30 protein-coding genes and 1 riboswitch are annotated in these 25,275 nt (G+C 59.7%); of the genes, 14 read left to right on the forward strand and 16 right to left on the reverse strand.

The window, feature by feature from the left end:
- Window positions 1-20: 20 nt before the first annotated feature.
- The 3 genes from AC061P_RS01480 to AC061P_RS01490 all read left to right on the forward strand — a co-directional run bounded on the left by AC061P_RS01480 (window position 21) and on the right by AC061P_RS01490 (window position 2,640).
- Complete coding sequence (locus tag AC061P_RS01480; RefSeq protein WP_449648484.1) at window positions 21-911, forward strand: mechanosensitive ion channel family protein; 891 nt, start codon at window positions 21-23, stop codon at window positions 909-911.
- A gap of 417 nt (window positions 912-1,328) precedes the next feature.
- Entirely contained in the window at window positions 1,329-1,886 is a 558-nt protein-coding gene (locus AC061P_RS01485) for a GNAT family N-acetyltransferase (RefSeq protein ID WP_449648483.1), read from the forward strand.
- Between the two features lie 106 nt (window positions 1,887-1,992).
- Window positions 1,993-2,640, forward strand: a complete 648-nt coding sequence (locus AC061P_RS01490; RefSeq protein ID WP_449648482.1) for a hypothetical protein — start codon at window positions 1,993-1,995, stop codon at window positions 2,638-2,640.
- A gap of 34 nt (window positions 2,641-2,674) precedes the next feature.
- Here the strand turns inward: AC061P_RS01490 and AC061P_RS01495 are convergent, their stop codons facing one another.
- Together AC061P_RS01495 and AC061P_RS01500 are read right to left on the reverse strand one after the other, a co-directional pair.
- A complete protein-coding gene (locus AC061P_RS01495; protein ID WP_449648481.1) occupies window positions 2,675-2,998 on the reverse strand; it encodes a DMT family transporter in 324 nt (107 codons plus the stop codon).
- 9 nt (window positions 2,999-3,007) lie between these two features.
- A riboswitch (guanidine-III (ykkC-III) riboswitch) is annotated at window positions 3,008-3,071 on the reverse strand.
- A 69-nt stretch (window positions 3,072-3,140) separates the two neighbouring features.
- Complete coding sequence (locus tag AC061P_RS01500) at window positions 3,141-5,171, reverse strand: transketolase family protein (protein WP_480391631.1); 2,031 nt, start codon at window positions 5,169-5,171, stop codon at window positions 3,141-3,143.
- A 110-nt stretch (window positions 5,172-5,281) separates the two neighbouring features.
- On the opposite strand from AC061P_RS01500, the gene AC061P_RS01505 reads away from it, so the two are divergent.
- The 4 genes from AC061P_RS01505 (at window position 5,282) to AC061P_RS01520 (ending at window position 8,918) form a co-directional block, all read left to right on the forward strand.
- Window positions 5,282-6,478 (forward strand): ROK family protein, encoded by a 1,197-nt coding sequence (locus tag AC061P_RS01505; RefSeq protein ID WP_480391632.1) that lies wholly within the window; start codon window positions 5,282-5,284, stop codon window positions 6,476-6,478.
- A 109-nt stretch (window positions 6,479-6,587) separates the two neighbouring features.
- Entirely contained in the window at window positions 6,588-7,040 is a 453-nt protein-coding gene (locus AC061P_RS01510; protein ID WP_480391633.1) for a PTS sugar transporter subunit IIA, read from the forward strand.
- A gap of 27 nt (window positions 7,041-7,067) precedes the next feature.
- Complete coding sequence (locus tag AC061P_RS01515; protein ID WP_449648477.1) at window positions 7,068-7,343, forward strand: PTS sugar transporter subunit IIB; 276 nt, start codon at window positions 7,068-7,070, stop codon at window positions 7,341-7,343.
- Between the two features lie 42 nt (window positions 7,344-7,385).
- Window positions 7,386-8,918 carry a PTS ascorbate transporter subunit IIC gene (locus AC061P_RS01520; RefSeq protein ID WP_480391634.1) on the forward strand — a complete coding sequence of 511 codons (1,533 nt, stop codon included), beginning with the start codon at window positions 7,386-7,388 and terminating at the stop codon, window positions 8,916-8,918.
- Between the two features lie 102 nt (window positions 8,919-9,020).
- Here AC061P_RS01520 and AC061P_RS01525 read toward each other — a convergent pair whose 3' ends face one another.
- From AC061P_RS01525 to upp, 3 genes are all read right to left on the reverse strand, one after another.
- The gene (locus AC061P_RS01525) at window positions 9,021-9,656 is read right to left on the reverse strand and encodes a pyridoxamine 5'-phosphate oxidase family protein (protein WP_480391635.1); all 636 of its coding nucleotides are present in this window, start codon (window positions 9,654-9,656) and stop codon (window positions 9,021-9,023) included.
- An 86-nt stretch (window positions 9,657-9,742) separates the two neighbouring features.
- Window positions 9,743-10,531, reverse strand: a complete 789-nt coding sequence (locus AC061P_RS01530; RefSeq protein WP_480391636.1) for a winged helix-turn-helix domain-containing protein — start codon at window positions 10,529-10,531, stop codon at window positions 9,743-9,745.
- Between the two features lie 345 nt (window positions 10,532-10,876).
- A complete protein-coding gene (gene upp, locus AC061P_RS01535; RefSeq protein ID WP_449648473.1) occupies window positions 10,877-11,509 on the reverse strand; it encodes a uracil phosphoribosyltransferase in 633 nt (210 codons plus the stop codon).
- 64 nt (window positions 11,510-11,573) lie between these two features.
- Between upp and AC061P_RS01540 the strand changes: the two genes are divergently transcribed.
- Complete coding sequence (locus tag AC061P_RS01540) at window positions 11,574-12,005, forward strand: nucleoside deaminase (RefSeq protein ID WP_449648512.1); 432 nt, start codon at window positions 11,574-11,576, stop codon at window positions 12,003-12,005.
- A 24-nt stretch (window positions 12,006-12,029) separates the two neighbouring features.
- Here the strand turns inward: AC061P_RS01540 and AC061P_RS01545 are convergent, their stop codons facing one another.
- Window positions 12,030-12,407, reverse strand: a complete 378-nt coding sequence (locus tag AC061P_RS01545) for a hypothetical protein (RefSeq protein ID WP_449648472.1) — start codon at window positions 12,405-12,407, stop codon at window positions 12,030-12,032.
- Window positions 12,408-12,424: 17 nt separating this feature from the next.
- On the reverse strand, window positions 12,425-13,387 hold the full coding sequence (locus tag AC061P_RS01550) for a cation diffusion facilitator family transporter (RefSeq protein WP_449648471.1): 963 nt from the start codon (window positions 13,385-13,387) through the stop codon (window positions 12,425-12,427).
- A gap of 23 nt (window positions 13,388-13,410) precedes the next feature.
- Here AC061P_RS01550 and proC point away from each other — a divergent pair, with 23 nt between their 5' ends.
- Window positions 13,411-14,238, forward strand: a complete 828-nt coding sequence (proC, locus tag AC061P_RS01555; protein WP_449648470.1) for a pyrroline-5-carboxylate reductase — start codon at window positions 13,411-13,413, stop codon at window positions 14,236-14,238.
- A 142-nt stretch (window positions 14,239-14,380) separates the two neighbouring features.
- Here proC and AC061P_RS01560 read toward each other — a convergent pair whose 3' ends face one another.
- The 6 genes from AC061P_RS01560 to AC061P_RS01585 all read right to left on the reverse strand — a co-directional run bounded on the left by AC061P_RS01560 (window position 14,381) and on the right by AC061P_RS01585 (window position 20,949).
- The gene (locus tag AC061P_RS01560; protein WP_449648469.1) at window positions 14,381-15,628 is read right to left on the reverse strand and encodes a sugar ABC transporter permease; all 1,248 of its coding nucleotides are present in this window, start codon (window positions 15,626-15,628) and stop codon (window positions 14,381-14,383) included.
- A complete protein-coding gene (locus AC061P_RS01565; RefSeq protein WP_449648468.1) occupies window positions 15,625-16,449 on the reverse strand; it encodes an ATP-binding cassette domain-containing protein in 825 nt (274 codons plus the stop codon). The genes AC061P_RS01560 and AC061P_RS01565 overlap by 4 nt, the downstream gene beginning before the upstream one ends.
- Before the next feature lie 76 nt (window positions 16,450-16,525).
- Window positions 16,526-17,602 carry an ABC transporter substrate-binding protein gene (locus tag AC061P_RS01570; protein WP_480391637.1) on the reverse strand — a complete coding sequence of 359 codons (1,077 nt, stop codon included), beginning with the start codon at window positions 17,600-17,602 and terminating at the stop codon, window positions 16,526-16,528.
- Window positions 17,599-18,813 (reverse strand): ROK family transcriptional regulator, encoded by a 1,215-nt coding sequence (locus AC061P_RS01575; RefSeq protein ID WP_449648466.1) that lies wholly within the window; start codon window positions 18,811-18,813, stop codon window positions 17,599-17,601. The genes AC061P_RS01570 and AC061P_RS01575 overlap by 4 nt, the downstream gene beginning before the upstream one ends.
- Before the next feature lie 50 nt (window positions 18,814-18,863).
- Window positions 18,864-19,535, reverse strand: a complete 672-nt coding sequence (locus AC061P_RS01580; RefSeq protein ID WP_449648465.1) for a potassium channel family protein — start codon at window positions 19,533-19,535, stop codon at window positions 18,864-18,866.
- Complete coding sequence (locus AC061P_RS01585) at window positions 19,528-20,949, reverse strand: TrkH family potassium uptake protein (protein ID WP_480391638.1); 1,422 nt, start codon at window positions 20,947-20,949, stop codon at window positions 19,528-19,530. Before AC061P_RS01585 ends, AC061P_RS01580 begins: the two co-directional genes overlap by 8 nt.
- Window positions 20,950-21,032: 83 nt before the next feature.
- Here AC061P_RS01585 and AC061P_RS01590 point away from each other — a divergent pair, with 83 nt between their 5' ends.
- The 3 genes from AC061P_RS01590 (at window position 21,033) to AC061P_RS01600 (ending at window position 22,105) form a co-directional block, all read left to right on the forward strand.
- Complete coding sequence (locus AC061P_RS01590) at window positions 21,033-21,524, forward strand: ArsR/SmtB family transcription factor (protein WP_449648463.1); 492 nt, start codon at window positions 21,033-21,035, stop codon at window positions 21,522-21,524.
- A 149-nt stretch (window positions 21,525-21,673) separates the two neighbouring features.
- Entirely contained in the window at window positions 21,674-21,868 is a 195-nt protein-coding gene (locus AC061P_RS01595; RefSeq protein ID WP_449648462.1) for a helix-turn-helix domain-containing protein, read from the forward strand.
- Between the two features lie 138 nt (window positions 21,869-22,006).
- A complete protein-coding gene (locus AC061P_RS01600; protein WP_003792170.1) occupies window positions 22,007-22,105 on the forward strand; it encodes a 30S ribosomal protein bS22 in 99 nt (32 codons plus the stop codon).
- A gap of 37 nt (window positions 22,106-22,142) precedes the next feature.
- Here AC061P_RS01600 and AC061P_RS01605 read toward each other — a convergent pair whose 3' ends face one another.
- Window positions 22,143-22,910: an HAD family hydrolase gene (locus AC061P_RS01605; protein ID WP_449648461.1), complete on the reverse strand. Its 768-nt coding sequence runs from the start codon at window positions 22,908-22,910 to the stop codon at window positions 22,143-22,145.
- 24 nt (window positions 22,911-22,934) lie between these two features.
- Here AC061P_RS01605 and AC061P_RS01610 point away from each other — a divergent pair, with 24 nt between their 5' ends.
- Window positions 22,935-23,192, forward strand: coding sequence for a glutaredoxin family protein (locus AC061P_RS01610; protein ID WP_449648460.1), 258 nt, complete (start codon window positions 22,935-22,937; stop codon window positions 23,190-23,192).
- Complete coding sequence (locus AC061P_RS01615) at window positions 23,189-23,488, forward strand: Dabb family protein (RefSeq protein ID WP_449648459.1); 300 nt, start codon at window positions 23,189-23,191, stop codon at window positions 23,486-23,488. The genes AC061P_RS01610 and AC061P_RS01615 overlap by 4 nt, the downstream gene beginning before the upstream one ends.
- Window positions 23,489-23,560: 72 nt before the next feature.
- Here the strand turns inward: AC061P_RS01615 and AC061P_RS01620 are convergent, their stop codons facing one another.
- Both AC061P_RS01620 and aspS read right to left on the reverse strand, forming a co-directional pair.
- Window positions 23,561-23,851 (reverse strand): hypothetical protein, encoded by a 291-nt coding sequence (locus AC061P_RS01620; protein WP_449648458.1) that lies wholly within the window; start codon window positions 23,849-23,851, stop codon window positions 23,561-23,563.
- Between the two features lie 71 nt (window positions 23,852-23,922).
- A complete protein-coding gene (aspS, locus tag AC061P_RS01625; RefSeq protein ID WP_480391639.1) occupies window positions 23,923-25,251 on the reverse strand; it encodes an aspartate--tRNA(Asn) ligase in 1,329 nt (442 codons plus the stop codon).
- Window positions 25,252-25,275 lie beyond the last annotated feature (24 nt).

Below are 25,275 nucleotides of genomic sequence, written 5' to 3' on the forward strand. Positions count from 1 at the left end.
GAGTGAGGGGTTGCCGCACGATGACAGGATCTGGTCTGCGACAGGAGTCGGTCGATTTCGGTGATGTGATTGAGCGTGTGGAGAATATTTTCTCCTCCCTGCTTCTTGCCCTCCCCAATGTGATTATCGGCATTGTGGTGTTCCTCATTTTTTGGGCGCTGTCGTGGGTGGTAGCCAAGCTCGTGGGGCTGGCTATGCTGCGGGCTGGTCGGCCGCGCGGACTTCAGATGGTGCTGAGCCGGCTTACGGCCTGGAGCATTCTCTCTTTTGGGCTGCTTGTCGCGCTCACGGTGATCTTTCCCACCATCACCCCGGCGTCATTGTTCGGAGCTCTGGGCGTTGGCGGTGTGGTGATTGGGTTCGCGTTCCGCGACATTTTTCAGAACCTGCTTGCCGGCATCCTGATTCTGTTTACTCGGCCATTTCGCATCGGCGACCAGATCGTTTCGGAGAAACATGAGGGCGAGGTTGTGGACATTTTGGTGCGTGCAACGCTGCTGCGCACCTATGACAATCGGGTGGTGGTGATTCCGAATAGTGAGCTCTACACGAAACGGGTTGTCGTCAATACGGCGTATGAGACTCGCCGGCTCAGCGTTGAGGTGGGGATTGGCTATGACGAAAGCATTGCGGATGCTCGTGCCGCCATCCTTGAGGCGATTGCGACTTTGTCGGGCATCGTCACGGACCCGGCACCGGAGGTTCTCGTGAATCTGCTCGGCGATTTCAGTGTTGTCCTTGAGGTTCGCTTCTGGATCAGCCCACCGGATCGTCGCGAAGCAGTTGAGGCGCAAGATCAGGTTCTTGAGGCGATCAAACGGGCGCTAACTGCGGCCGACATTGAGATGCCGTTCCCCGTTCAGAAGATCATGATTGATCCGGGGGAGACCCACACCGAGGGCGGTCGCTAGAAGCAAGCGCCGTGCGGCTCTTGGTCTATTGCGGGATTGTTGGAGCGCGCAGGGGAACTCGTTTTAAATAGTTCGAGGGCCGGTTTCAGAGGCATGAAACCGACCCTCTCCCTTTGCACCAAGAGTGTCCTGCAATCACATTCCGCAGTAGCTGCCACAGCAAACAACTTCTGCTCTATGAATGTATAACGGAAAGATAACGCTGTCTAGTTACCGTTCCGTTATTTTTGGAAATTCTCCAGAAAAGTCTGTCTACCCCTAGGTTTTTGGCGGAAGTTGGTCGAACTATCTTTCTGCACTGACAACACGAGTCCGCAGATTGTGCGCTCATCAATAGCTTCAGTCAGGTGGTATTCGTCGGTGCTATCTCGTGCCGAGCGTCGTACGCTGACACCACTGACATGTAGGGGACTTGAGATGGGTTTCACGATTCGACCGCTGAATGCGTCCACGTGGGATGCCTTCGCTTCACTCGTTGAGTTCAATAACGGAATCTTTGGCGGATGCTGGTGTTTGGGTTTCCATGCGGAGGGTGCCGATAAATTTGCCGCACCGGCGGAGCGCTGCGAACGCAAACGTGAACGCGTGTTGGCAGGCACAGCGCATGCTTCTCTAGTGTTCGATGGCGACGATTGTCTGGGTTGGGCACAGTTCGGCACCCCGGATGAGGTACCGCGCATCAAGAGTCGCGCTGCGTATGAGCGTGAGCTCACCACGCCACCGGATTGGCGAATCGCGTGCTGTTACGTCGGCAAGGGGCACCGCCGTGAGGGCGTTGCCGCGGCGGCATTGGCTGGGGCGCTTGATCTGATCGCCGAGCTGGGAGGAGGTCGAGTTGAGGGCTATCCGGAGGATGCCGCCGCAGTGCCCGCCGGTTTCCTGTACAACGGAGCGCTCTCCACCTATGAGTCCCTAGGCTTCGTAAAAGATCGCATGATCGGAAAACATCGGTGGGTTGTCGCAAGGGAAGCTTAAGGCTGGCGTGAGAATTTTCTCTGCCGCTGCGTCAGTGGAGCAGCGACTAGTCAGACTGCCGGGTAGCACCGCAGGCATGTCTGGGTTATTCTCAAATATGCTAGCGATGGGGGTTGTGGATCGTCGGCCCGCGCAAGTCGGCTATGTCATCGGCGCAGGCGTTATCGCGGTCGTCGTAGCCTGGCTCGCGATCGGCGGCATCATTCACGGCTGGATGCTCATTGCCTTAGTTGTGGTCTGCTTGGGGCCGCTAGGTCTCGCTGCTTTCATCGTGGCCAACTCAATCGCACTCTTCGTGACGGGGGTTCCCGATTGGACGGTTCTTGGTCTTGCCGCTGTCGTTTCAATCGGCGTCGCATTCGTCAATGTCATCAGCACTCGTCAGTGGAGAGCGAGACCGCTAAGGGAACCTGACGCCCTCAGCACTAGACACCTCCCGCCTGGCTGGGACCAACTTTATGGTGGCATCCTCTTCGTCTTGGCGGGTGGCGCGTTCATCGTGCTCTCCGTCGTTGCCGGCTATGCGGCAGGTACCGCAGGCTTTGGCGTCCTCGCGTCGAGTCTTGAGAATCGCGCTGACGAAGTGAAGTTTGTCGCTTCGGTCACGTGGTGGCCAGGACTGCTTATCGCGGTAGTGGGTCTCTTGTGGTGGAGAGTGCGTGTAGGACAACGGCGGCGAATCTTCTCGTGGGGCGCCCTCGACTTGGCGGCCATGCTGGGGCTCATCGCCGCGGTCGTGCACGTCACACGCTGAAATCGCACAACCTGCCAGCCGTAGCGAAGAAAACCTAGTGCGCCGAGTCGACGAGCTTGAGCCCGACGATGCAGCCGACGAGCCCCATGAGCAGCAGAATCTTGACCCACGAGATGGGTTCACCGCCGAACACCATGGCGTACGTCACGGTGAGCGCAGCACCGATGCCGACCCAGATGGCGTAGGCGGTGCCGATGGGGATTTCGCGCATCGCGTAGCCGAGGCCAGCCATGCTGGCGAGAATCGCGACACCAAAGATCACGGTCGGCCAGAGCTTCGTGAAGCCCTCCGATTTGCCGAGGGCGGTAGCCCACACGGCTTCGAGCACGCCAGAAAGAATCAAAACAAGCCAGTACACGATGGTCTCCTTGGCCAGTCTTTGCGCAAACCCGGTACTGATCCGTCGTCGGGAGCCGTGTGTGCGGCTACCTGTTTACCGTATCAAAGCGGGCCCACATTGGCAGGGATGCCGGCAGTTGCTCAGCGTCTGAGGGGCGACCCTAGTTGCCCAGCGTGCGGCGAGCAGCCGCCAGCACAGCCTCTAACGTGATCCCGCGACGGGCCATAACCTGCGCCCCTGAACCGGATTCGCCGAAATCTTCAACGCTAACCACTTCACCGTCAAGTCCCACCCAGCGGTACCACCCATCACCGCGTCCGGCCTCAACGGCAACACGGGCAGCAACGGAAGCAGGGAGAACAGACTCGCGGTACGCAGCATCGCTCGCGGCAAACCACTCAACGCTGGGCATCGAAATAACCCGCACCCCAACGCCATCCGCAGCCAATGCTTCTGCCGCCTCAAGGGCAAGCGAAACCTCACTGCCGGTAGCGATGAGCGCGAGATCGAGACCGTCGCCGTGCTGCCACGCAACATAAGCGCCGTGGGCGACCTTGGCATCCAAGTCGTCGCGTTCGTGCAGAACCGGAACATCCTGGCGCGAGAATACGAGAGCCGTGGGGCCGAGAGGCTGCGCAATGAGGCGCTTCCACACGGACACCACTTCGGCGGCATCCGCTGGGCGCACCACATCAAGCCCGGGCACAGTGCGCAGCGAGGCAACTTGCTCAACAGGCTGATGTGTCGGCCCATCCTCACCAACGGCAACACTGTCGTGGGTGAACACATAAACCGTCGGCAACTGCATCAATGCAGCGAGACGGATGCTCGGCCGCATGTAATCGCTGAACACGAGGTACGTCGACGCAAACGGTCGCCATGGCCCCTGTATTGCGATGCCGTTGAGTATCGCTGCCATGGCGTGCTCACGAATCCCGAAGCGGATGAATTCGCCGCCAGGGTTGCTCGCGGTCACGGCGGAGCCGGGCACCTCTACCCCGGTAGATCCGGCGAGGTCTGCTGAACCGCCCCAGAGCGATGACACGTTCTGCAGTGCCTTGAGGGCGACGCTGTTGAGTTTGCGGGTGGCCGAGGGTGTGCCTACGGCGGGAAGCTCAATCTCGTTCAGTGCGGTGAGGGCGGCGGCAGCATCCGGCGCCCGGAAGGCGCGCCACGCCCTCGCCGCCTCAGGTTCGGCGGCTTTCCAGGTGCCAAGGGCCGCATTCCATTCGACTTCGAGCGATAGTCCGCGGGTGAGGGCTCCGCGAGCAAAGCACAGCCCGTCATCCGTGACGAGATCCTCGAGTGGGGCATCCGGAGCAAAGCCTAAGGAGGTCTTGATCGCCGCGACTTCGTCGTCACCGAAACCGCCGGAGTGGGCGGCGGGCTTGCCAGAGAATTCAGCCGAGGGTGCGCCGATCACGCTGTGCAGGGCCACAAACGTTGGTCGACCATCCCGGGATTGCGCCTCGGTGAGCACCCTCTCGATTTCGTCGAGGTTGCTCGCGTCGGCAATCTCGAGCACTCGCCAGCCACACGCCGCATACCGTGCACGCACGTCTTCGCTGAAGGCCGCTTCGCCGGTGGAATCGATCGTGACGTTGTTGTCATCCCAGATCACGACGAGGTTGTCGAGCCCGAGGGTGCCGGCCAGACTCGACGCCTCACCACTCACACCCTCTTGCATGCAGCCGTCTCCGGCGATGGCCCAAATGGTGGTGTTGAGCAGGTCATTGTCTGGCGAAAAGAGGGCGCGCTCGCGGCGGGAAGCCAACGCCATTCCGACGGCGGAGGCGACTCCTTGGCCGAGCGGGCCGGTGCTCATTTCGATTCCGGGGGTGTGGCCGAGTTCCGGATGTCCGGGGGTGCGGCTATCGAGGGTGCGGCTTTTGGCCAATTCGTCGAGCTCCAGTCCGTAGCCCGTCAGGAACAGCTGCACATACAGCAGCAGGCTGGCGTGTCCGGCGGAGAGAACGAGTCGGTCACGGCCGAGCCACTCGGGGTTGCTGGGGTTGTGGCGCAAGATTCGCTGGTAGAGCACGTGGGCCAATGGTGCGAGCGCCATCGCTGTTCCGCCGTGGCCGTGGCCCTTGGCCTGCACGACGTGGGCGGGGATGGCAATGGCGGCGCGCACGGCGTCTGCCTCAGCGGAGGTGAGGTTTTCGAGAGTGGGGAGGCCGGTTTCTGACATACCTGACACTTTGGTCTACAAGTGTACTAAAGTCAACGTGTGCAGAAATATCTGCACAGTCACGAAGTAGACTTTCCCCGAGGGTTGGTCACAATGCGGAGGACAAAGCTATGGCGCACGTGATCTCAACGGGTTCTGGTGTCGTGCTTGACCTCATCCGTTCTGGAGAGGCGACAACTCGTTCCGACCTCATCGTGCAGCTTGGCTGGTCGCGAATTACGCTCGCCCGTCGGCTCGATGAACTGCTCAACGCTCGCATTATCGTTAGCGCTGGCCAATCCGATTCTCGTGGTGGTCGCCCGCCAGAAGAGTTCGTCGTCAATAAGGACGCCGGCTTACTTTTGGCAATGGACATCGGCGGATCACACTCGCGACTCGCGATCACCGACCTCGTATCGACCATCCTCCTTGAGGATGAAGCGGATATCGGCCTCGATCACGGACCAGATGACATCTTCGACTGGAGTTGCCAAGTCTTTGACCACATGCTCGGGCTGCTCGGCAAATCGCGCATCGACGTGCGCGGCATCGGTGTTGGAGTGCCCGGCCCCGTCGACCCGGTGAGCGGCCGCATCGCTTCGCCGCAGCTCAATGCCCAGTGGGCGGATGTCGTCGTCAAGGACTATTTTCCCGACGACTACCGAGCGGTGTTCGCTGTCGATCGCGACGTGAACATTCTCGCGGTGGGGGAGCATCGGTTGGGGTGGCCTGAATACAGCGACGCGATCGTGCTGAAGGTCGGTATGGGTATCGGTTGTGGCCTGGTGTTCGACGGCCGTGTTTATCACGGTGGCCGTGGTGGAGCGGGAGATTTGGCTCACTCACCCGCCGGCGGCGAAGAGGAGTGCTTGTGCGGTCGAGTCGGATGCCTCGATACGGTGGCCAGCGGTCGTGCGATCAAACGCGAGCTGAGCGCGCTCGGCACTTCGGTGCGCACGAGTGCTGACATTGTCGCGCTCGCGGCCAGCGGCCATCAGGCGGTCTCCCAAATATTGGAGCATGCCGGTAGCCAGATCGGTGAGGCTTTGCTTGATCCGGTAGCTCTGTTGAATCCATCGGCGGTCGTTATCGGCGGCAACATTGCGCATGCCGGTGCGATCTTCCTTGATCCGATTCGCGAGCGTCTCCTTCGCGACGCTACAGCGTTTTCTCGGCGGGATCTCGTGGTTATTCCGGCGCGGCTTGGTCACAAGGCAGGAATTGTCGGGGCGTCGCTTATTGCGCAAGATGCCCTGTTCGAGGCTGACCGCATCAGTCGTTTGACGCGCGAAGCTGGTGCCTCGCTTGAGAAGTATGGCGAGAAATAGCCACTTAGGGCTATTCGTAGACATAAGTCCCGTTGGGGGACTAGGCTCGCAATCGCCCACCGCTGTCATTTAGCGACGGGGCGAATGGCCGGCGAGAGAGCAGGATGCAGTGAGCGAAACTTTGGCAGACGAACTGAGCGATGACGCGATCGTCTTGCGCGCAGAAGCCAGCGACTGGCGGGACGCCGTTCGCCTCGCCGGTGATGCCCTCACGGCAACGGGATCAACCACCGACGAATACACGGCCGAAATGATTCGCGCTGTTGAAGAACTTGGTCCCTACATTGTGATCGCGCCGTCCATCGCGCTAGCGCACTCCCGACCCTCTCCTGCCGTGCTGAAGACCGGAATTAGCTGGGTCAGCCTTGCTAACCCGATCGAATTCGGTCACTCCGCCAACGACCCCGTACGGCTCGTTGTCGGACTCGCGGCTGTCGACCATGACTCTCACCTCGCCACCATGTCGAATCTTGCCGGTGTACTCAGCGGCGACATCGACCGCCTCCTCGAGGCGACAACCCCTGAACAACTCCGGGCACTCATCCGAGAGACCACGCAGTAGCCCACTGCGATAGCGAAAGGCACACACATGAAGATCGTTGCGGTCTGTGGAATGGGAATCGGTACATCCGTTCTCCTGAAAATGAATGCAGAAAAGGTTCTTCGCACACTCGGAGTTGACGCCGATGTTGAGGCTGCCGATATCGGTGTTGCCCGCGGTATGGCTCGCGACGCTCAAATTGTGCTCACTTCGGAAGAACTCGCCCCGGAGATTGGTGACGTTCCGGCGAATGTCATCATCATCGACAACTTCTTCGACCTCGAAGAAATTACCGCAAAGCTCAAGGCAGCGCTGCCCGAATAACGCTTCACCTTTCACTAACTAACAACCTCAAGGGAGAACACAATGGAGTGGCTAGTTGTAGTCCTGAATTTTATCGGACAACAGATCCTCAACGTTCCGGCGTACCTCGTCGGAATTATCACCGCGGTCGGTCTCATCGCTCTTAAGCGGCCAGCCGGAGCCGTAATTGGCGGTGGCCTCAAGGCTGCACTCGGATTCCTGATCTTGGGTGCTGGAGCCGGAGTCGTGGTTGGCTCGCTCAACCCACTCGGCGACCTCATCCTCCGGGTCACGGGAGCTCAGGGCGTCATCCCCACCAACGAGGTCATCACGGCCCTCGCCTCGGTTGAGTACGGGGCTACTAGCGCCTACGTTCTCACCCTTGGCTTCATCGTGATGCTCGCTCTTGCCCGGTTCACGCCGCTCAAGTACGTGTTCCTCACCGGTCACCACATGGTATTCATGGCGCTGCTGCTCAGCGTTGTGCTTTCCGTTGGTTTCGGTCCAGACCTCAACTGGCTTGTCATTCTGATCGGCGCACTGCTGCTCGGCGTGATCATGGTCGTGATGCCGGCATTCGCTCACCCGTGGACGAAGAAGATCACGGGCGATGACACGATCGCTATCGGCCACTTCGGAACCCTCGGCTACATCGCCGCCGGTGCTGCCGGTCAGGCAACCGGTCAGAAGAGTCACTCCACTGAGAAGATCAACTTCCCGCAGGGCCTCAAGTTCCTGCGTGACTCGATGGTCGCCACCGCAATCTCGATGGTGCTCATCTACATGGTCTTCGCCGTCTGGGGCCTCATCGCCCTGCCGCAACAAGAAGCGTTTGACGTCTTCGGATCCGCGGATGCCGGTGCCTACATCATGGCCGCATTTGCTCAGGCTCTGCAGTTCGGTGTTGGTGTCGCAATCATCCTCTATGGTGTGCGCACGATCCTCGGCGAGCTTGTTCCTGCGTTCCAGGGAATCGCCGAAAAGGTTGTTCCTGGGGCCAAGCCGGCCCTCGACATTCCGCTGGTGTTCCCCTTCGCTGCTAACGCTGTGCTGATCGGATTCCTCGCATCGTTCCTCGGTGGACTCATCTCGCTTGCACTGCTGGCAACGTGGCTTGGCCCGGTCTTCGGACTGGCGCTCATCCTGCCCGGCATGGTTCCGCACTTCTTCACGGGTGGTGGTGCCGGTGTCTACGGCAACGCAACCGGTGGACGAATTGGTGCTGTCGTTGGTGGTTTCGTCAACGGTGTTCTCATCACGATTCTGCCGGCGATCCTGCTGCTCGTGCTTGGCGAGCTCGGATTCGCCAACAGCACCTTCGGCGATGCCGACTTCGGTTGGTTCGGAACTCTCATCGGCGTCAGCCTGCTGAGCGGTGTGCCGGCAGTGGGAGTGGTGCTGACCATTGCGATCGCGGTCGTGCTCGTAGTTGTGGCATCCATCTTCCAGATCCGTGTCGTCAATACGGGATGGTTGCCGGGAGCCAAGCGTGATGCGTGGCTCGCTATCGAGGCTGAGAAAGCTGAAGAGGAGAAGGCAGCGGAGAAAGCGGCAGCAAAGGCTGCTGCTGAACCCACTGTAGAAACACAGGCTTAACCGCAGAGTCGAGCTTTCGGGTAGCTCGACTGGGCGCCATTCCTTCGGGGGTGGCGCCCTTTTCTGTTGGTCGCCTACTCTCTGTCAATCGCTTGCTGCCCGTCAGCCGTGGTCGTGCAGTGCTCGAACCGACCCTGGTGCGTGGATGCCCGACCGCAGATCAGGGGCATCAATAACTGTCGCTGGGGCCGCGCCAAATCGCACGTGGCCGGCCCATGCATCACCGGCGATATCGTCGTCGGTGTCTTCTGGCCACTCGTCGGAGGTGCGCAATGACCATTCCGCGATGGGCAGCGCGAGCACGAGGGTCGCCGCGAGTTCTTTTTTGTTGTTTGGGCGAACTTCACTAAGGCGACCGGGAATCAGCTTGTCGGTTAGCGCGTTGAGTGCGGCAGATTTTTCATCTCCGTTAAGTACCTGAAAGGATCCGAACAGCACGGCGCTGCTATAGATCAGCGATGACTCAAATGCCGATCGGGCTACAACGATCCCGCCGAGCGAGGTGACGGACACTGCCGCTGGGGATCCGGCGACGAGGCGCATCCACCGCGAGCCGGTCGATCCGTGCACGATGAGCGAATCACCAAGCCGAGCAACCGCAGTCGGTATGACCCCTGGCGTGCCATCGTCATTTACATACGCGACCGTGCCGACGATCGTGGAATCGAGCAGCGCGTTCAACGCTTCGCGATCCTGTGACATCAGTTCGGGCATCCGAGTGGCATTCGTTCTGCTCATTCGGTCAGTGTGACACGGGGCCGTGCTGAACCTCCACAGCGAACCGGAGTGGTCCAGTGTGTCCCGTTAGCGGCTAGCAGTGCGCCTTAGATGAAGTCGGGGCTTGGTGTCGAGGCGAAGCGCACCGAGACATCCGGATGACGGTCGTAGCGGTAACCGATGCCACGAACCGTACGAACAACATCTTCGTACGCACCGAGCTTGGAGCGCAGGCGACGGATGTGCACGTCGATCGTGCGCTCGTTTGGCGCTTCGTCGTCTTCGGCAGACCAGAGAGTCGAGATCAGCTGAGCGCGAGCGATGGTCTGTGATTCGCGCAGGATCAGGAACTGCAGGAGTTCGAATTCTTTGTACGTGAGCGCTGCTGGTTCGTCGTCGATGAGCACGCGCTTGCGTGAAAGATCAACGATGACGCCGCTGGCTTCTTTTTCCTCTGGCTCTTCCACCTGGCGGTGCTTAGCGAGAGCTGAGGGGTCCTGAAGGGCGAGGCGAACAACGTCAACGTCGCGTCCGCCAGCACCCACCGGGGCGAGAGCAACAGCGGCGTGCGTTTCAGAGCCGGGTACGAGTTGCTGCGTGAGGAGCTTGAGCTGCTCAACAATTGCGCTGAGATCGGTGCCTGCGGCGGCGGCTTTCAGCTCGTCGATTCCGACGTAGAGCACGAAGCCGCGAGCTTCGGTGCCCTGAGGAACAGCGCGAAGGCGAGGTGCCTCCGTTGCGAGAGCAGCAGGCGCCGGGGCTACCGCCGTGCGAGGGTTGCGGGCTGGTTGCACGGCAAGCGACAGTTCGCGAGCCGCCGTGTGAGTTGGCGCAGGGGCGGGGGCCGCCGGAGCGAAAGAGGTACGAGGGGTACGTTCGATGGTTGCGAGAGACATGGGTCCAGAAATCCTTGGATAAGGGGTGAAGGGCCTCTGATGATGAGGGTGTGATCCTTCGGAAAAAAATAGTGTGTCGAGCTAGATAGTCGCCGTTATGAGGACGAAAATCTGGGGGCATCCCATCTGGTGAGAATGTCCGGCGCAGGTTGGCCGACTAGGCACACATTCGACAACACGAAGCCGCACTTACAGGCGCAGTGCCCGCCACCGCAGTGCTCTTCAGCATCGCGCTAGCGGTCCTGGAAGCCACGAGGGCGGTCAGGTCGCGAGTTTGTACAGTCATGGTTGCAATGATGTTTCATGCAGCGCGCCTCTGTCAAGTTGCGCGCGGAAAATTTGGGGCTAGACGAGACCGTAGAGTCGGTCGCCAGCGTCGCCGAGTCCTGGCACGATGTAACCGTTCTCGTTGAGGCGTTCGTCGAGGGCGCCGAGAACGATCGTGACATCGCGGCCCTCCATCGCTTTTTCGACGGCGGCGAGGCCTTCGGGCGCTCCGAGGATGCAGACGGCCGTGACATCCGTTGCCCCACGGTCGAGCAGGTACTGGATGGCAGCGATGAGCGAACCTCCGGTGGCCAGCATGGGGTCGAGTACGAAGCACTGGCGGTTCGACAGGTCGTCGGGCAGGCGCTCGGCGTAGGTGTCTGGTTGCAGGGTCTCTTCATTGCGCACCATGCCTAAGAAGCCGACTTCGGCGGTGGGAACGAGTTTCACCATGCCCTCAAGCATTCCGAGTCCGGCGCGCAAGATGGGCACAACGAGTGGCTTTGGCGAGCTGATTGCGACTCCCGTGGTCTTCGTGACCGGGGTCTCAATGTCGACCGGTTCAACGCGCACGGAGCGGGTGGCCTCATAGGCCAGCAGGGTCACCAGCTCTTCCGTCAGCGCCCGAAAAGTGGGGGCCGCGGTGTTCTTGTCGCGCAGCACGGTGAGCTTGTGCGTGATGAGCGGGTGGTCGGCAACGTGAACTCGCATAGGCTAAATCTACTTGAGGTGCAGACCAGTTGGAGAACCGATCGTGACAAAGTTCGATCAATGGATGACGCGGGCCATCGCTGAGGCGAAGCTCACGGCCGATTCTGCCGACGTTCCTGTCGCCGCTCTCGTCTTCGATGAGCACGACAATCTCGTCTCCATTGGGCGCAATGAGCGGGAGCTCACGGGCGATCCAACGGCGCACGCCGAGGTTGTGGCAATCCGGGCTGCTGCCGCGGCCACCGGTTCGTGGCGGCTCGACTCGATGACTCTCGTGGTCACGCTTGAGCCGTGCACGATGTGTGCTGGCGCGATTCTGCAGGCCCGCATCCCGCGCGTGGTGTTTGGGGCGTGGGACGAAAAAGCCGGCGCAGCAGGCAGCGTTAATGATCTGCTGCGTGACCGTCGGCTTCCGCACAAGGTTGAGGTTGTTGCTGGCATCCGCGCGGCAGCGTGTGCTGCCCTGCTCACGGACTTTTTTGAGGCCCGCCGCTAGTCAACCGGCCCCAACGTTAGGGCTCTAGTGCCAGAGCACCGCAACGAAAACGTTGATGAGAGCGCCTAGTCCGGCGATGTGCATGAACGGGATGACGGCCTTCTTTTCGGCGGTTCCGGCGGAAAGGGCTTTCGCCTGGCGTGTCTGCGCGATGATGACGGCCACCAGCACGACGACGGCGAAGACGGTCTTCACGGCGATTTTGGTGTAGCTGAGGTCGCCATCGCCGCTTGCTTCGGCGAGGCCAACCATTGCAAGTCCAGTGACGAGCTGCGTGATGGCACCGATGAGCATGGTTCCGAACTGGAACCCTTGCTTGCGGCCTAGCTGAATAAAGAAGGCGCCGATAATCAGCGAGAGTCCGAGGAAGTGAAGGACGAGAATTATGGCGAAAAGAGACATGGTTTCCGATACTTTCTTTAGTCGTTGCCCTTGATGACGATCGCATCAGTGGGTGGTGCAAATTCGGTGGGGCGACGGTAGACGTCTGGCTCGATGTAGATCACGCGCGCCATGGGTTCTGCTGCACGGATTTCTCGTTCGACGCTGTCGATGCTTGCTGCGACATCCGAGACTCGGGAGAGTGCTCCGAAGTCGATCTTGGCGGCGACCAATAGTTCTTCTGGGCCCAGGTAGAGCGTCTTCATGTGGATGAGCGAGCGAACATCGGGGTGCGCGTTGATGGTGTCGCGAATGAGGTTGCGTTGCGCGACCGTTGCGCCTTCTCCCACGAGAAGGCTCTTGGTTTCGATGCCGAGAATGATCGCGACGATGATCAAGAGGATTCCGATGGCGATCGTGCCGACGGCATCCCACAGCGAGTCGTCGGTGATGATCGTGAGTCCAACACCGAAGAGTGCAAAGGTGAGTCCGAGAAGGGCTGCAACGTCTTCGAGAAGTACAACGGGCAACTCTGGCGCCTTAGCGTGACGCACGAATGCGATCCAACTCTGCTTGCCGCGCACCAGATTTGATTCCCGTACGGCGGTGCGCAGCGAGAACGACTCAAGAACGATGGCGATCAGGAGCACGGTGATCGGCAGCCACGCCTGCTCAAGCGGATGCGGATTCTGCAGCTTACTGACGCCCTCGTACAGCGAGAACACGCCACCGACCGAGAACAGGATGATCGACACCACAAAGGCGTAGACGTAGCGCTCGCGGCCATAGCCGAATGGATGCTCGGCATCCGCGTGCTTCTTTGCCTGCTTGCCGCCCAACAGCAGTAGCCCCTGATTGCCGGAGTCTGCGAGGGAGTGCACGCTCTCGGCAAGCATCGAGCTTGAACCCGAAACGAGGAATGCAACGAATTTTGTTACCGCAATTCCGGCATTTGCCAACAGTGCCGCGATGATTGCCTTGTTTCCGCCTGACGCGCTCATGTGATCAATCCTAGGATGTTCAAGTGACTACTTCTCTTCCTAGCATTGCAATTGTCGGCGCCGGATCAATGGGGGGTGCCATCCTGCAGGGTCTTATTGACCCTTCGGTGACCGTAACCGGGGGCATCCGCGTCACTAATCGCAGTGAAGCGAAGGCCGCTGCGGTGCGCTCTGCGGGTGTTGAATCATTCGCTTTGGAAAACACGCCTGACGGCAATGCTCAGGCGGTGAAGGGCGCGAAGGTCGTCATGCTCGGCGTTAAGCCACACATGATTCCCGACACGTTGACGGATCTTGCTCCGTTCTTGGAACCAGACGCGATTGTTGTCAGCGTTGCTGCCGGTGTGACAACGGCTCGGATGGAAGCCATCGTCGACAACGTTGTGTTGCGTGCCATGCCCAACACTCCCGCCATCGTCGGCAAAGCGGTTACAGGCCTCAGTGCCGGATCACGGGCAACCGAAGACGATCTCGCTATTGCGCGTGCCGTCTTCGAGACGGTTGGTGCTGTTGTCGAAACCCCCGAATCGCAGATTGATGCGCTCAGCACGGTATCGGGATCGGGCCCGGCCTACGTTTTCTTGATTCTTGAAGAGTTCACGCGCACCGCCATCGATCTCGGGTTCACCCCGGAGCAGGCGTTGACGTTGGTTGCGGGAACGTTTGAGGGTTCGTTGGCGCTGCTTGCGGCATCCGACAGCTCTCCCGAACAGCTGCGCAAGCAAGTGACAAGCCCCAAGGGGACCACTGAGCGTGCAGTTGAGCAGTTGCAGGCCGCAGACCTCAAGTCAATCTTTGACCGCGCCACAGCCGCAGCACTGGCTCGGGCGAAGGAACTCGCTGCCGGCTAACCAGCAGCCCGCTTGCCAGTGTTCGGGAAACCCAGTGTTCGGGAAACCCAGTGTTCGGGAAACCCAGTGTTCGGGAAACCCAGTGTTCTGGCAACCGAACGTTCTGTAGCATGACGCCGCTTTCGCGACTCTGCGGCCGCTTCTAGAAGCGGCCGTGGAGTGCGCGTGATCGACGAGACATCGAGTCGATAATCACGGCGAGCAGCAGCACAGCTCCCGTGACCATGTAGCGCACTGATGAGTCGAGGCTCAACAGGGTGAGGCCGCTGGAGATCGACTGAATCACGACGATTCCGAGCAGAGCAGACCACGCGCTGCCGCGACCGCCGAACAGGCTAGCTCCGCCGATGACGGCTGCAGCTATTGCGGTGAGGTTGGTGTCGCCGCCTCCGCTGCTCTGATTCGCGGCGGCCAAGCGTGATGCGGCGAGAACTCCGCCGAGGGTGGCAAGCGTTGCGCTAACCATGAACACCGAAATGTAGACCCGATCAACCCGGATTCCGGCACGTCTAGCTGCTTCAACGTTACCGCCGACCGCATAAATTGAGCGACCCCAGCGCGTGCGCTTGAGCGCAAAGTCGACGGCAATGACGAGCACGATGAACAGCAGGAACATGAGCCCGATGCCGCGGTCAAGGTTGAGGTACCAGGCTCCAAACAGGAGCGCGACGATCATGAGGCCACCCCGCAGCAGGATGGTGGTGCGTGGCTCTGGCAGCAGTCCGGCTCGTTGGCGTCGGTTGGCGAGCGAGAGATGCGAGCCAACGTAAACGATGGTTGCGAGCGCGGCGAGCAGGTACGAGAGCCACGCGGGGAGAAACATCAGTTGGGCGAATTGCACGATCCAGGAGTCGAAGGGAATGTTGATCGATCCGAGGCGGCCGAGCACCCACAGTTGTAGCCCGAGTACTCCGAGCAGGCCCGCCAGAGTGATGACAAAGCTTGGCACGCCGAATCGGGTCAGCAGGAAGCCGTAGAACCAGCCAAACAGTGCGCCAGCGGCGAGAGCGCCGAGGATAGCGAGGGGCAGGGGCCAGCTCATTTGGGTGAAAGTCACTGCCAGTATCGCGGCCGCAAGTCCGGAGAGGGAGCCGACGGAGAGGTCTATCTGGGCGAGAAGCAGCACGAGCACGACGCCAAGAGCGATGGTGCCGAGCGCGGCAGACTGCATTGCGAGGTTGACGAGGTTGGCGCTCGACAAGAATGTCGGATTCAGAATCTGAAAGACAGTCCAAATGATGGCAAGCCCGACGACCACCGGAATCGCTCCAAGGTCGCCCCCGCTGACGCGGGAACGGAACGCCGCCCACGTCTCGGCAATGCCAACAGCGGGCGCGAGTTCGACCGCTGGAGTGCTGTTGCTTGGTGGCGGGGGCTTGGTGTCGCTCACGAGCTGAGTCCTTCCTTGGCGCGAGTAAAGATCGCGCCTTGCAGGCCTGCGCGTCGTGTCACCGCGTTGTCGGTTGCGCCGGTGATCGCGGCAATGATGTCTTCGTAGGTCACGTCGGCGACAGGAAAATCACCGTTGTTTCGACCAAGCCGCAACACGACCACGCGGTCGGCGACGGCTTGCACATCGGCCATGTTGTGGCTGACGAGCACGATGCCGTGCCCGCGCTCCCGCAAATGTTCGATGAGGTTCAATACTTCGGCCGTCTGGGCAACACCAAGTGCCGCTGTCGGCTCGTCGAGCACAACGATGGACGGATTGCCGATCAGTGATCGCGCAATTGCGACCGTCTGGCGTTGACCGCCCGAGAGCCCGGCGACGGGGGTTCGCACCGACGGAATCTTCGCCGAAAGCTGCCGCAGCAACTCCCACGTGCGCTGTTCCATCTCGACCTCATCGAGGGCGCGCGTTCCCAGCTCACGCCCCAGGAAGAGGTTCGCAACGACATCGAGATTGTCACACAGTGCCAGATCTTGAAACACCGTAGCGATGCCAAGGTCACGGGAATCCGTGGGGTTGGCAAGGGAAACCTCATCACCGTAATGCGTGATGGTGCCCGAATTCGCCGGGTGCACGCCAGCCAGAATTTTCACCAGAGTCGACTTGCCCGCGCCATTGTCACCAACAATGGCGACAACTTCGCCGGGATAGATATCGAGAGAGACATCGGTCAACGCTCTAATCGCGCCAAACGACTTGTTGATGCCGCGCAGCGAAAGGATGGGCTCGTCGTCAGAACTAGTCGGTGTGACTGTGGTCATGAAGTGCTCTCTTCCGTGCTCAAATCTTTCGTCCTCGTAGCAGCGCCGCTCAGTTCAGCTCTGATGTCGTGTGCCATTACTGAATCCCCGCTGCCGCACACGCCTGGGCGTACTCGGGAGTGCAAATCTGCTCAACCGTGTAAAAACCATCAGCAACGACGGTCTCCATGATGTTGTCGATCGTGACGATGACGGGCGTTAACAGGGTCGTGGGAATTCCGTTGGTTTCTTCACTCAGCCCCACAAGGGTCTTGCCATTGAGTAAGGCAACCGCGTGAGTAGCGGCGATCTCCGCTTCACGCTTGAGATCTTTGTACACCGTCATGTACTGGTCGCCGCTCACTATCCGCTGGATCGCAGTCAACTCAGCATCCTGCCCGGTGACAGGCGGCAGCGGGCTGACCCCGCCAGCCTTGAGCGCAGCAATGGCACCACCAGCGGTCGCGTCATTTGCGGCGTAGACGCCAACGAGGCTGTCACCGAACTGCGTGACCTGGCTCGACATCCACTCTTGAGCCTTGTCTGGGCTCCAATCGGGAGTGTCGAATTCGGCAATGACGGTGAACGCACTCCCGTCGATCACGCTGTGCGCGCCCTTTTTGAAGAGCCTCGAATTATTGTCCGTTGGCGACCCGTTGATCATCACGATGTTGCCAGAGGAGAGCCCCTGATCAGCGAGCTTCTCGACGAGAGCTTTTCCCTGAAGCGAACCGACTTTCTCGTTGTCGAATGACACCCAAAACGCGAGTTCTGGACTGCCGATCAAGCGGTCATAGGAAATCACCGGAACCTTGCGGGATTGCGCTGAAGCGACAATCGTCACGGCCGCAGATGAATCAACGGGGTCGAGCACGAGAACGCTGATTCCTTGGGCGAACGCAGATTCGGCCTGCTGTTGCTGTTTCGCGGGATCTTGATCGGCGTTGGCATAAACCACTTCACACTTCGGGCACAGTTCAGCGATCTTCGCCTCAAAGAATGGTCGGTCGTAGGCTTCGTAGCGAGCCGTCTTTGACTCCGGAAGCAACAACGCGATGCGGTACTCAGCACCAGCGCCATTCAGGTCAACTAGCGTGCATCCGCTCAGCAACACGGCGACAAACATCAGCGAGGCGATGGCTTTGGCCAACCTCGGAAACCGCGCGGCCGTCATGGTGCAGCAGCCGGTACTGGCGGAACAGCCGAAGAGGTCACCGAATCTGCCCCGATGGTGAGCTGATCAATGGCGAAGGCGATCGAGCCAAGAAGCTCGGTTCGCGCCCCAAGCTGACTTTGCACGAGGTCGGCGGCCCGCTCTGGGCCAACGATGACAGCTCGTTCCATTGCGTGCCGCATCGGACCGAGCAAGAGCTCTCCCGCCTGCGAGAGCTCCCCGCCAACGGCGATACGATCCGGATCAAAAACATTGCAAATGTTTGCCGCGGCGACACCCAAGTGACGTCCGGCATCAGCAATGGCACGGATGCACTCAGCATCTCCGCCAATCGCTTTCACGACAACATCATGCAGCTTGAGCCCGCGACGCCCGGACCGCACCAACTCGATGATGGCTTGACCGCCAACCAGCGTTTCGAGGCAGCCACGGTTGCCGCACCGACACAGGGCTCCATTTTCGTTGAGCACCATGTGCCCAAATTCGCCAGCGGTGCCATTGTGGCCGCGGAATACGGCGCCGTTAAGAATGAGTCCAGCGCCAATTCCCTCATCGACACTGACGTACAAAGAATTGGGTTTGCCGCGCAACGCACCAGAACGGTACTCCGCTAGCGCACCCAAATTGGCGTTGTTATCGACATAAACGGGGCTATTGAGACGGATGCCCAACGACTCAGCGACCGGAACACCATCCCACCCGCGCATGATGCCTGTTCTCGTGATGATGCCGCTCGAGCTGTCCATGGGCGCGGGCATCGCCAGCCCAACAGCCAGAATCTCATCATGAGTGGCGTCAACCGACTCAAGCATGTCGGTAATTAATTGGGCGGCACGATTGAGTTCATTGTCAGCACGGTGGTCTTTAGCCAAGGGCATGTGCTGCTCGGCAACTACGGTGTGAGCCACATCAGACAGCGCAACCCGCATGTGCCGTTCAGAGAAGTGCACGCCAGCAACGAGGCCAAGGGCGCGAGCGAGGGTGACCTGATGGGCGCGCCGACCGCTGCGTGTGCTCGGGTTCGTCGCCACAACCCCGGCAGCCGCAAGCTCCTTGACGATATTGGAGACTGTTGCGGGAGAAAGACCGGTGACGCCGGCAAGTTCGATCTGGGTGAGCCCACCGTGATGCTTCACCGCGTCGACTATGCGAGCGCGGTTAGCTTCGCGGAGCGAAGATTGCGACCCCGGGGTCGCCCGTATTTTGCTCACTGAATCAAGATACAGGTAGGCGGGGCAAGAGAATCAGTCCACGAACGGGGCTAACTCGCCAGCGTCGCAAACTTTTCGATGTTCTCTGAGTTGCCACTGACGATCACAAGATCGTGATTCGAGATCACCGTATCTGGTGTTGCGTACGTGAATTCTTTGCCTGGCGACTTCACGCCGACGACCGTGATTCCGTACTTGCGGCGCACTTGAGACTCGCTGAGAGGCACACCGCGGATGGGCTTCGGCGGATACATTTTCACGATCGCGAAGTCATCATCGAATTCAATGAAGTCGAGCATCCGGCCCGAAACCAAGTGAGCAACGCGCTCGCCGGCTTCAGCCTCCGGATAGATCACGTGGTTTGCCCCAATGCGATTGAGAATCTTGCCGTGGGAGCGACTGATGGCCTTCGCCCAGATCTGCGGAATCTTGAGGTCGACCAGGTTCGCGGTGATCAACACGCTCGCCTCGATCGATGAACCGACAGCAACCACAGCGATCGAAAAGTCTTCTGCGCCAATCTGACGAAGCGCATCAATGCTGCGGGCATCCGTCTGCACAGCATGGGTCACTCGTTCTGACCACTTTTGCACGAGGCCGAGATCTTCGTCGATCGCGAGAACTTCGCGGTCGAGGCGCTGCAACTGACCGGCGGTAGCGGCACCGAACCGACCGAGACCGATCACTAGCACCGGCGCGTTGTGCGGAATCTTGTCAACCAACGATGGGCCTCTCTTCTGCTCTCGTGAACAATTGACGGCGCTGACTGGCCGCAAGGGCTGCCGCCAGAGTAACCGTTCCCACTCGTCCTGCCCACATTGTGGCCGCGAGAATGTACTTTCCAGAATCCGGCAGAGTCTCGGTGAGCCCTGTCGATAACCCACAGGTAGCAAACGCGGAGATCACATCAAAGAGCACCCGATCGAGTGGCTCTTTCGTTATCTGCAAGATTGCAATGGTGGAGATCGCGACGATAGTTGCGCCCCACAGGGTCACGCTGACGGCCAAGCGCAACACGTCAGTCGGGATGCGGCGTTCAAACGCGTGCATGTCGTTGTCACCGCGTGCTTCAGCGAGAGCGGCCAAGAACAGCACGGCAAGAGTGGTGACTTTGATGCCTCCAGCGGTGGATGCCGACCCGCCACCGACAAACATGAGCATGTCAAAGACGAGTAGCGACGAGCCATTGAGCTCATTGATATCAATCGTGGAGAAGCCACCCGAGCGGGTCATCGTTGACAGGAACGTTGCCGTCAGCGGCCTCGACATGATGCTTTGGCCACCGAGGGTGTTCGTGTTATTCCACTCGAGCACGATCACCGCTATTGCCCCGACAATGATGAGCAAGATCGTGGTGGTGATGGTGAGGCGGGCGTGAACCGAGAGACGTGCACCGGCTTTGATCTTGCGCACCACGGCGAAGATGACAGGAAAACCGAGGCTGCCCAGGAACACGCCGGTGCCAATAGCGCCGAGCATCCACGGGTCTTGAGCAAAAGCTTCCATGCCGCTGACGGCGGGCACAAAGCCTGTGTTCGTGAAAGCGGATGCCGCAAAATAGAAACCCTGCCAAATGGCGGGCCACACATCGAGGCCCTCAACCAGCAACCGCGGAATGATCACGAGCGCGAGTACAAACTCGATGGCGAGGGCGCTGATGGCGACGGTCGCGAGAAGGCCGCCAATTTCGCCTAAACGAATTGCTTGCGACTCCGAAACGGGGCCAACGTGAATTCGCGAGGGATTCGAGTCACTGGCAGCGATGAGACGTTGACGCAAACCAAGGCGACGAGACACGACGAGACCAAGCATGCTGGCGAGGGTGAGCACACCGATTCCGCCGACCTGCAATCCAATCAGGATGGCGGTGTTTCCGAATGCTGACCAATGCGTGGCCATATCGAGCGTCGTCAGGCCGGTTACGCAGATCGCCGAAACGGCGGTAAACAGGGCATCAACAAGCGGAGTGGCTTGGCCATCGCGTGCCGAAATCGGCAAGACGAGCAGGGTTGTCAGAACGACAACGAGCGCAGAAAAGATAGCGATCGCGAATCGGGCCGGCGTAGCGGCGGCGAAACGATCAATCAGGTCACGTACTCGACCGGCAATGCTGCGATCACGAGTATGTGCACGCATGGGTGCCCGCGGACTCATAAGTTTTCTCTCCCCACGCACAGGAGGCCATGGTACTCCCCAGCAAGCCCGACTACCCTTATGCAATGGCCGACATCTTTGACGTAGTAGCCGATTCAACTCGGCGTAGCCTTTTGACGGTACTGCTTGAGCAGTACATCGCTTCTGATTCTCCCAGTGGCGAGCTCAGCGTTAGCGAGATTGTTGAGAAGCTCAATCTGAGCCAACCGACGGTCTCCAAGCACCTTAAGGTGCTGCGCGATCACGGATTGGTGTCGGTGCGTGAAGATGGCCAACACCGCTATTACCGCCTTGACTCAACTCCCCTCGAGGAGGTCGAAGATTGGTTGATCCCGTTCTTGAGCGCTGACTTCCACGACGACTTTGACGATCTTGACGCTGAAGCGTTGGCGTCGGCCGGGGCATTCGCTGCCTGGTCGGGGGTGGACGTTGGAGACAACCTTGGTCGACAGGTTGCCGAACGCACGCATCGCGCTCGTTCAGCGCTGCACGATGTCTCTGAAGCGGCGAAGCACCTCCCGCAGACGGTGCGTACTCGCATATTTGGCAAAGATTAGATCGCAGGCGCGCCGCCGTTAGCGAATTTAGGGCTGGACACCGAGTCACACCAGCCCCTATTGTTACCGATTAGCACTTCAGTAACATTCCGAGTGCAATGGCGGTCGTTCACACTGGCGCTGCTGGGAAAACTAGAGGGGCTGGTCCGATGACACAGGATCTTTCTGACATGCGCTTTCTCACTGTCGCCGAAGTGGCAGACATGATGCGAGTGTCAAATATGACTGTGTATCGCATGGTTCACTCTGGCGAGCTGCCTGCAGTTCGATTCGGACGCTCATTTCGCATCCCCGAATCGGCCGTCGCGACCGCAGTATCACCCTCAATTTCCGAGGTCGGCTAACAGCTAGCATTCAGGCTTGGTTCATTCCTCGGCCATCGAAACTTCATAACCCGCCCGGTGCGGTAAACTCTTCCGGTATGTCTTTCCGCGGTTCTGAATCGGACCGGGTCGGTTCGTTCAGAAATCAGTGAGGTCCCTATGGGTTCAGTCATCAAAAAGCGTCGCAAGCGTATGGCCAAGAAGAAGCACCGCAAGCTGCTTCGTAAGACGCGCCACCAGCGCCGCAACAAGAAGTAGATCGTTAACGACCGCGCTTACGCACGGTTCAGTGTTGTTATAACTGACCGCGCTTACGCACGGTTTTGGCCTGCCGCTTGACCCGTCTTCTCGCCTCTTTGAGGCCGGCGCGGTTGAGCGGCAGAATCTGCCAACCCATTTTTTGCGCATGACGCGTTAGCTTTGCATCCGCATTCACGGCAACTCGGTTCCCCACCGCACTCAGTAGGGGGATGTCGTTGCTGGAGTCGGAGTATGCCCAGCATTCCGCGAGATCGGCTCCGTGCCGCTCGGCAAGTTCTGTGGCGACGGTAGCCTTCTCGGCACCGTGAAGCACATGACCGTCGAGTTCTCCCGTGAGAACGCCATCTTTGGCGTGCACGCGTGTTCCGAGCGCTCCGGTGAGCCCCAACCGTTTGGCGATCACGTCGGCAACGAACTGCGGAGTCGCCGTGATGAGCCAAACTTCGTGCCCCTTCGCCAGATGCTCCTTCGTGAGGTCGACCGTCTCCGGCCACAGATTGGGCAGAATGTCGCGCTCATAAATGTGCTCGGCGAGCGTGAAAAGCGTGTGCTCGGAATGCCCACCAACAATTGCTAGGGCACGCTCTCGGGCCGTCGCCATGTGCTTGTGATTCTCGCCGACAGCGACAAAGCGGAACTGTTGCCACGCAAACAGGGCGATATCTCGCCAACCAACTATTCCCTGACGCCACGCTTCTTTCGCAAGGTAGTACACGCTCGCGCCGCGCATCAGGGTGTTGTCCACGTCAAAGAACGCCAGAACTGCGTTCTGGTCGGGCTGGGGCGACGTTACCTCGGGCATCCGCATTATTCTAGGGTCGTGCCAATGAAACATCTCGTATTGATCGGCAAACCCGGTTGTCATTTATGTGACGATGCAAGGGATGTGATCACCAGCGTCATCGCAGAACTGCGACCCGGAGTCTCAGTCGAGCTCACAGAGAAATCGATTCTGGATGACGAAGAGCTACACACGAAATACCGGGACGAGATTCCTGTTGTATTGATCGACGACCGCGTACACACCATTTGGCGTGTCGAGCCCGCGCGGTTAACCGCTGCACTCCAGGAGGAATCAGAATGATCCGTCACGTTGTCATGTGGAAACTCATCGCCGAAGATGCCGCTGGGCAGAAAGCTGCAGTGGATGCCATGGCCGCAGCCCTCGAGCCCCTCGTCGGCCAAATCGAAGGTCTTGAGAGCCTGACGGTGCGCCAGAATGCGGCCAACGCTGAAGCGAATTGGGATGTCATCCTCGTGTCAGAGCACCCATCGGTCGAAGCCCTTGCCGTCTACGCAACGCACCCTTTGCACGTGACTGCCGGCGCTGTGGTCAAGGCAAACACTCGCGAACGGGCATCCGTCGACTTCGAGGCGTAATTCTCCAGCGGCTGCCCGCCCCTAAACGGCGCGCACTACGCGGTGGCCCTCACCGCGGTGAGATCACACAAGCTACCGTTTGACGGGGATTGGGCCCGTCAAGTGGTTCTTGATCGAGTCGCGCTCCGCAGCCAATGACGCGAGCGTTCCGCTATCGAGGCCCGGCTGCAGCATGTCGTCGAATGGGTTGCCCATTCCCGTCTTGGCGTGCACAATCTCGGCATAGTTTGTTGCCGCTGCGGCAACCTTCGCGGTCGCTCGCTGCGCCTTCTTGAGGGAGACCGGCTTGCGGCCAACCACTTCGGCATGCTTGTTGAGCGCCTTCTTCAGATCCTTGAGCGCGGCATCAATTTTCTTTGACATGTCGTCATCCTGCCTTAACGGGTTGCGTGCTGGCTATGGGGAGGTGTGTCGGATTGCGCCGGCAGCAGAGGCTATGGGGTCAGACGCGTCGGACCGCGGAAGAGATACGTTGCTTCGCGCAGGTTCGGAAGGCCAAGCATGAGCATCAGCACGCGTCCAAGGCCCATGCCGAATCCACCGTGCGACGGAACGCCGTAACGGAAGAAATCGAGGTAGAAGTCGAGCTCAGCGGGGTCGAGCCCCTTGTCGCGAATCTGCGCCTCCAACACGTCAACGCGGTGCTCGCGCTGGGCGCCAGTAGAAATCTCGACGCCGTTATAGACGAGGTCGTAGCTGTTCGTGAGGCCAGCATCATCCGCATGACGCATGTGATAAAACGGGCGGATGCTTGCTGCGTAATCGGTCAAGAAAACGAAGTCGTGACCGAAAGTTTCTTTCACGTAGGCGGCGATCTGGCGCTCGCCCTCCGGGTCCATGTCGGCGTCGGCACGAGGAACCGTGTAGCCGCGGTCGCTCACAATCTGCTTGGCCTCAGCGAGCGGGATGCGGGGGAACGGAGTGGACGGAACCGTCAGTTCACTGCCGAACAACTTCTCGATCTCGTCGCCGTGCTTGTCTTTGACAGCCTGGAAGCCAACAACCATGAGCTCTTCGTGCAACTTCATGACATCTTCGTGGCTGTCGATCCAGCTGATCTCGTTGTCGACCATCGTGAACTCGGTGGCGTGGCGTGACGTGAAGCTGGGGTCTGCACGGAAGCTGGGGGCAATCTCGAAGATCTTGCCGAAACCGGCAGCCTGAGCCATCTGCTTGAAGAACTGGGGGCTCTGCGCCAAGTACGCCTTGGTGTCGAAGTACTCGACCTCAAAGAGCTCGGCATTTGATTCGCTCGCGCTAGCCATGAGCTTGGGGGTGTGAACTTCGATGAAGTCGTTCTCAACCCAGTAGGTGCGCCAGGCGTGCTCGAGGGTGGTCTGGATTCGGAAAATCAGGCTGTTACGCGGAACTCGCAGGTCGAGGAAGCGCCAATCCATGCGCTTGTCGACGCTGGAGTCTTCAGCAATAGGCGTCTCGGCGATTGCCTCGCCGGCAAGCTCAATGCCATCGAGCTTGATCTCGACTCCGCCAAGCTTCACGCGCTCATCGTGCTTCAACTCACCGGTCGCAGTGAGGAAGGTGCCCTGAGCGAGCCCAGAGATCGTCTCGGCGAGGGCATCCTCAGCAGGCGTGCCGTCTTCGTTGAATGAGCGGGGGTGAACAAGCTGCACCGCACCAGACTCGTCGCGCAGCACAACAAACTGCACCTTCTTTTGATCTCGAACGGTGTCGACCCAACCCGAAACGGAGGTTGCTCCATCGCTTGCTGCGGCCAAGTTCTTAATAAGGGTGCGTGTAGTCACAGCGCTGAGTTTACCGGGGATAGC

It is taken from the genome of Rhodoglobus sp. G.S.4 (genome assembly GCF_056619605.1).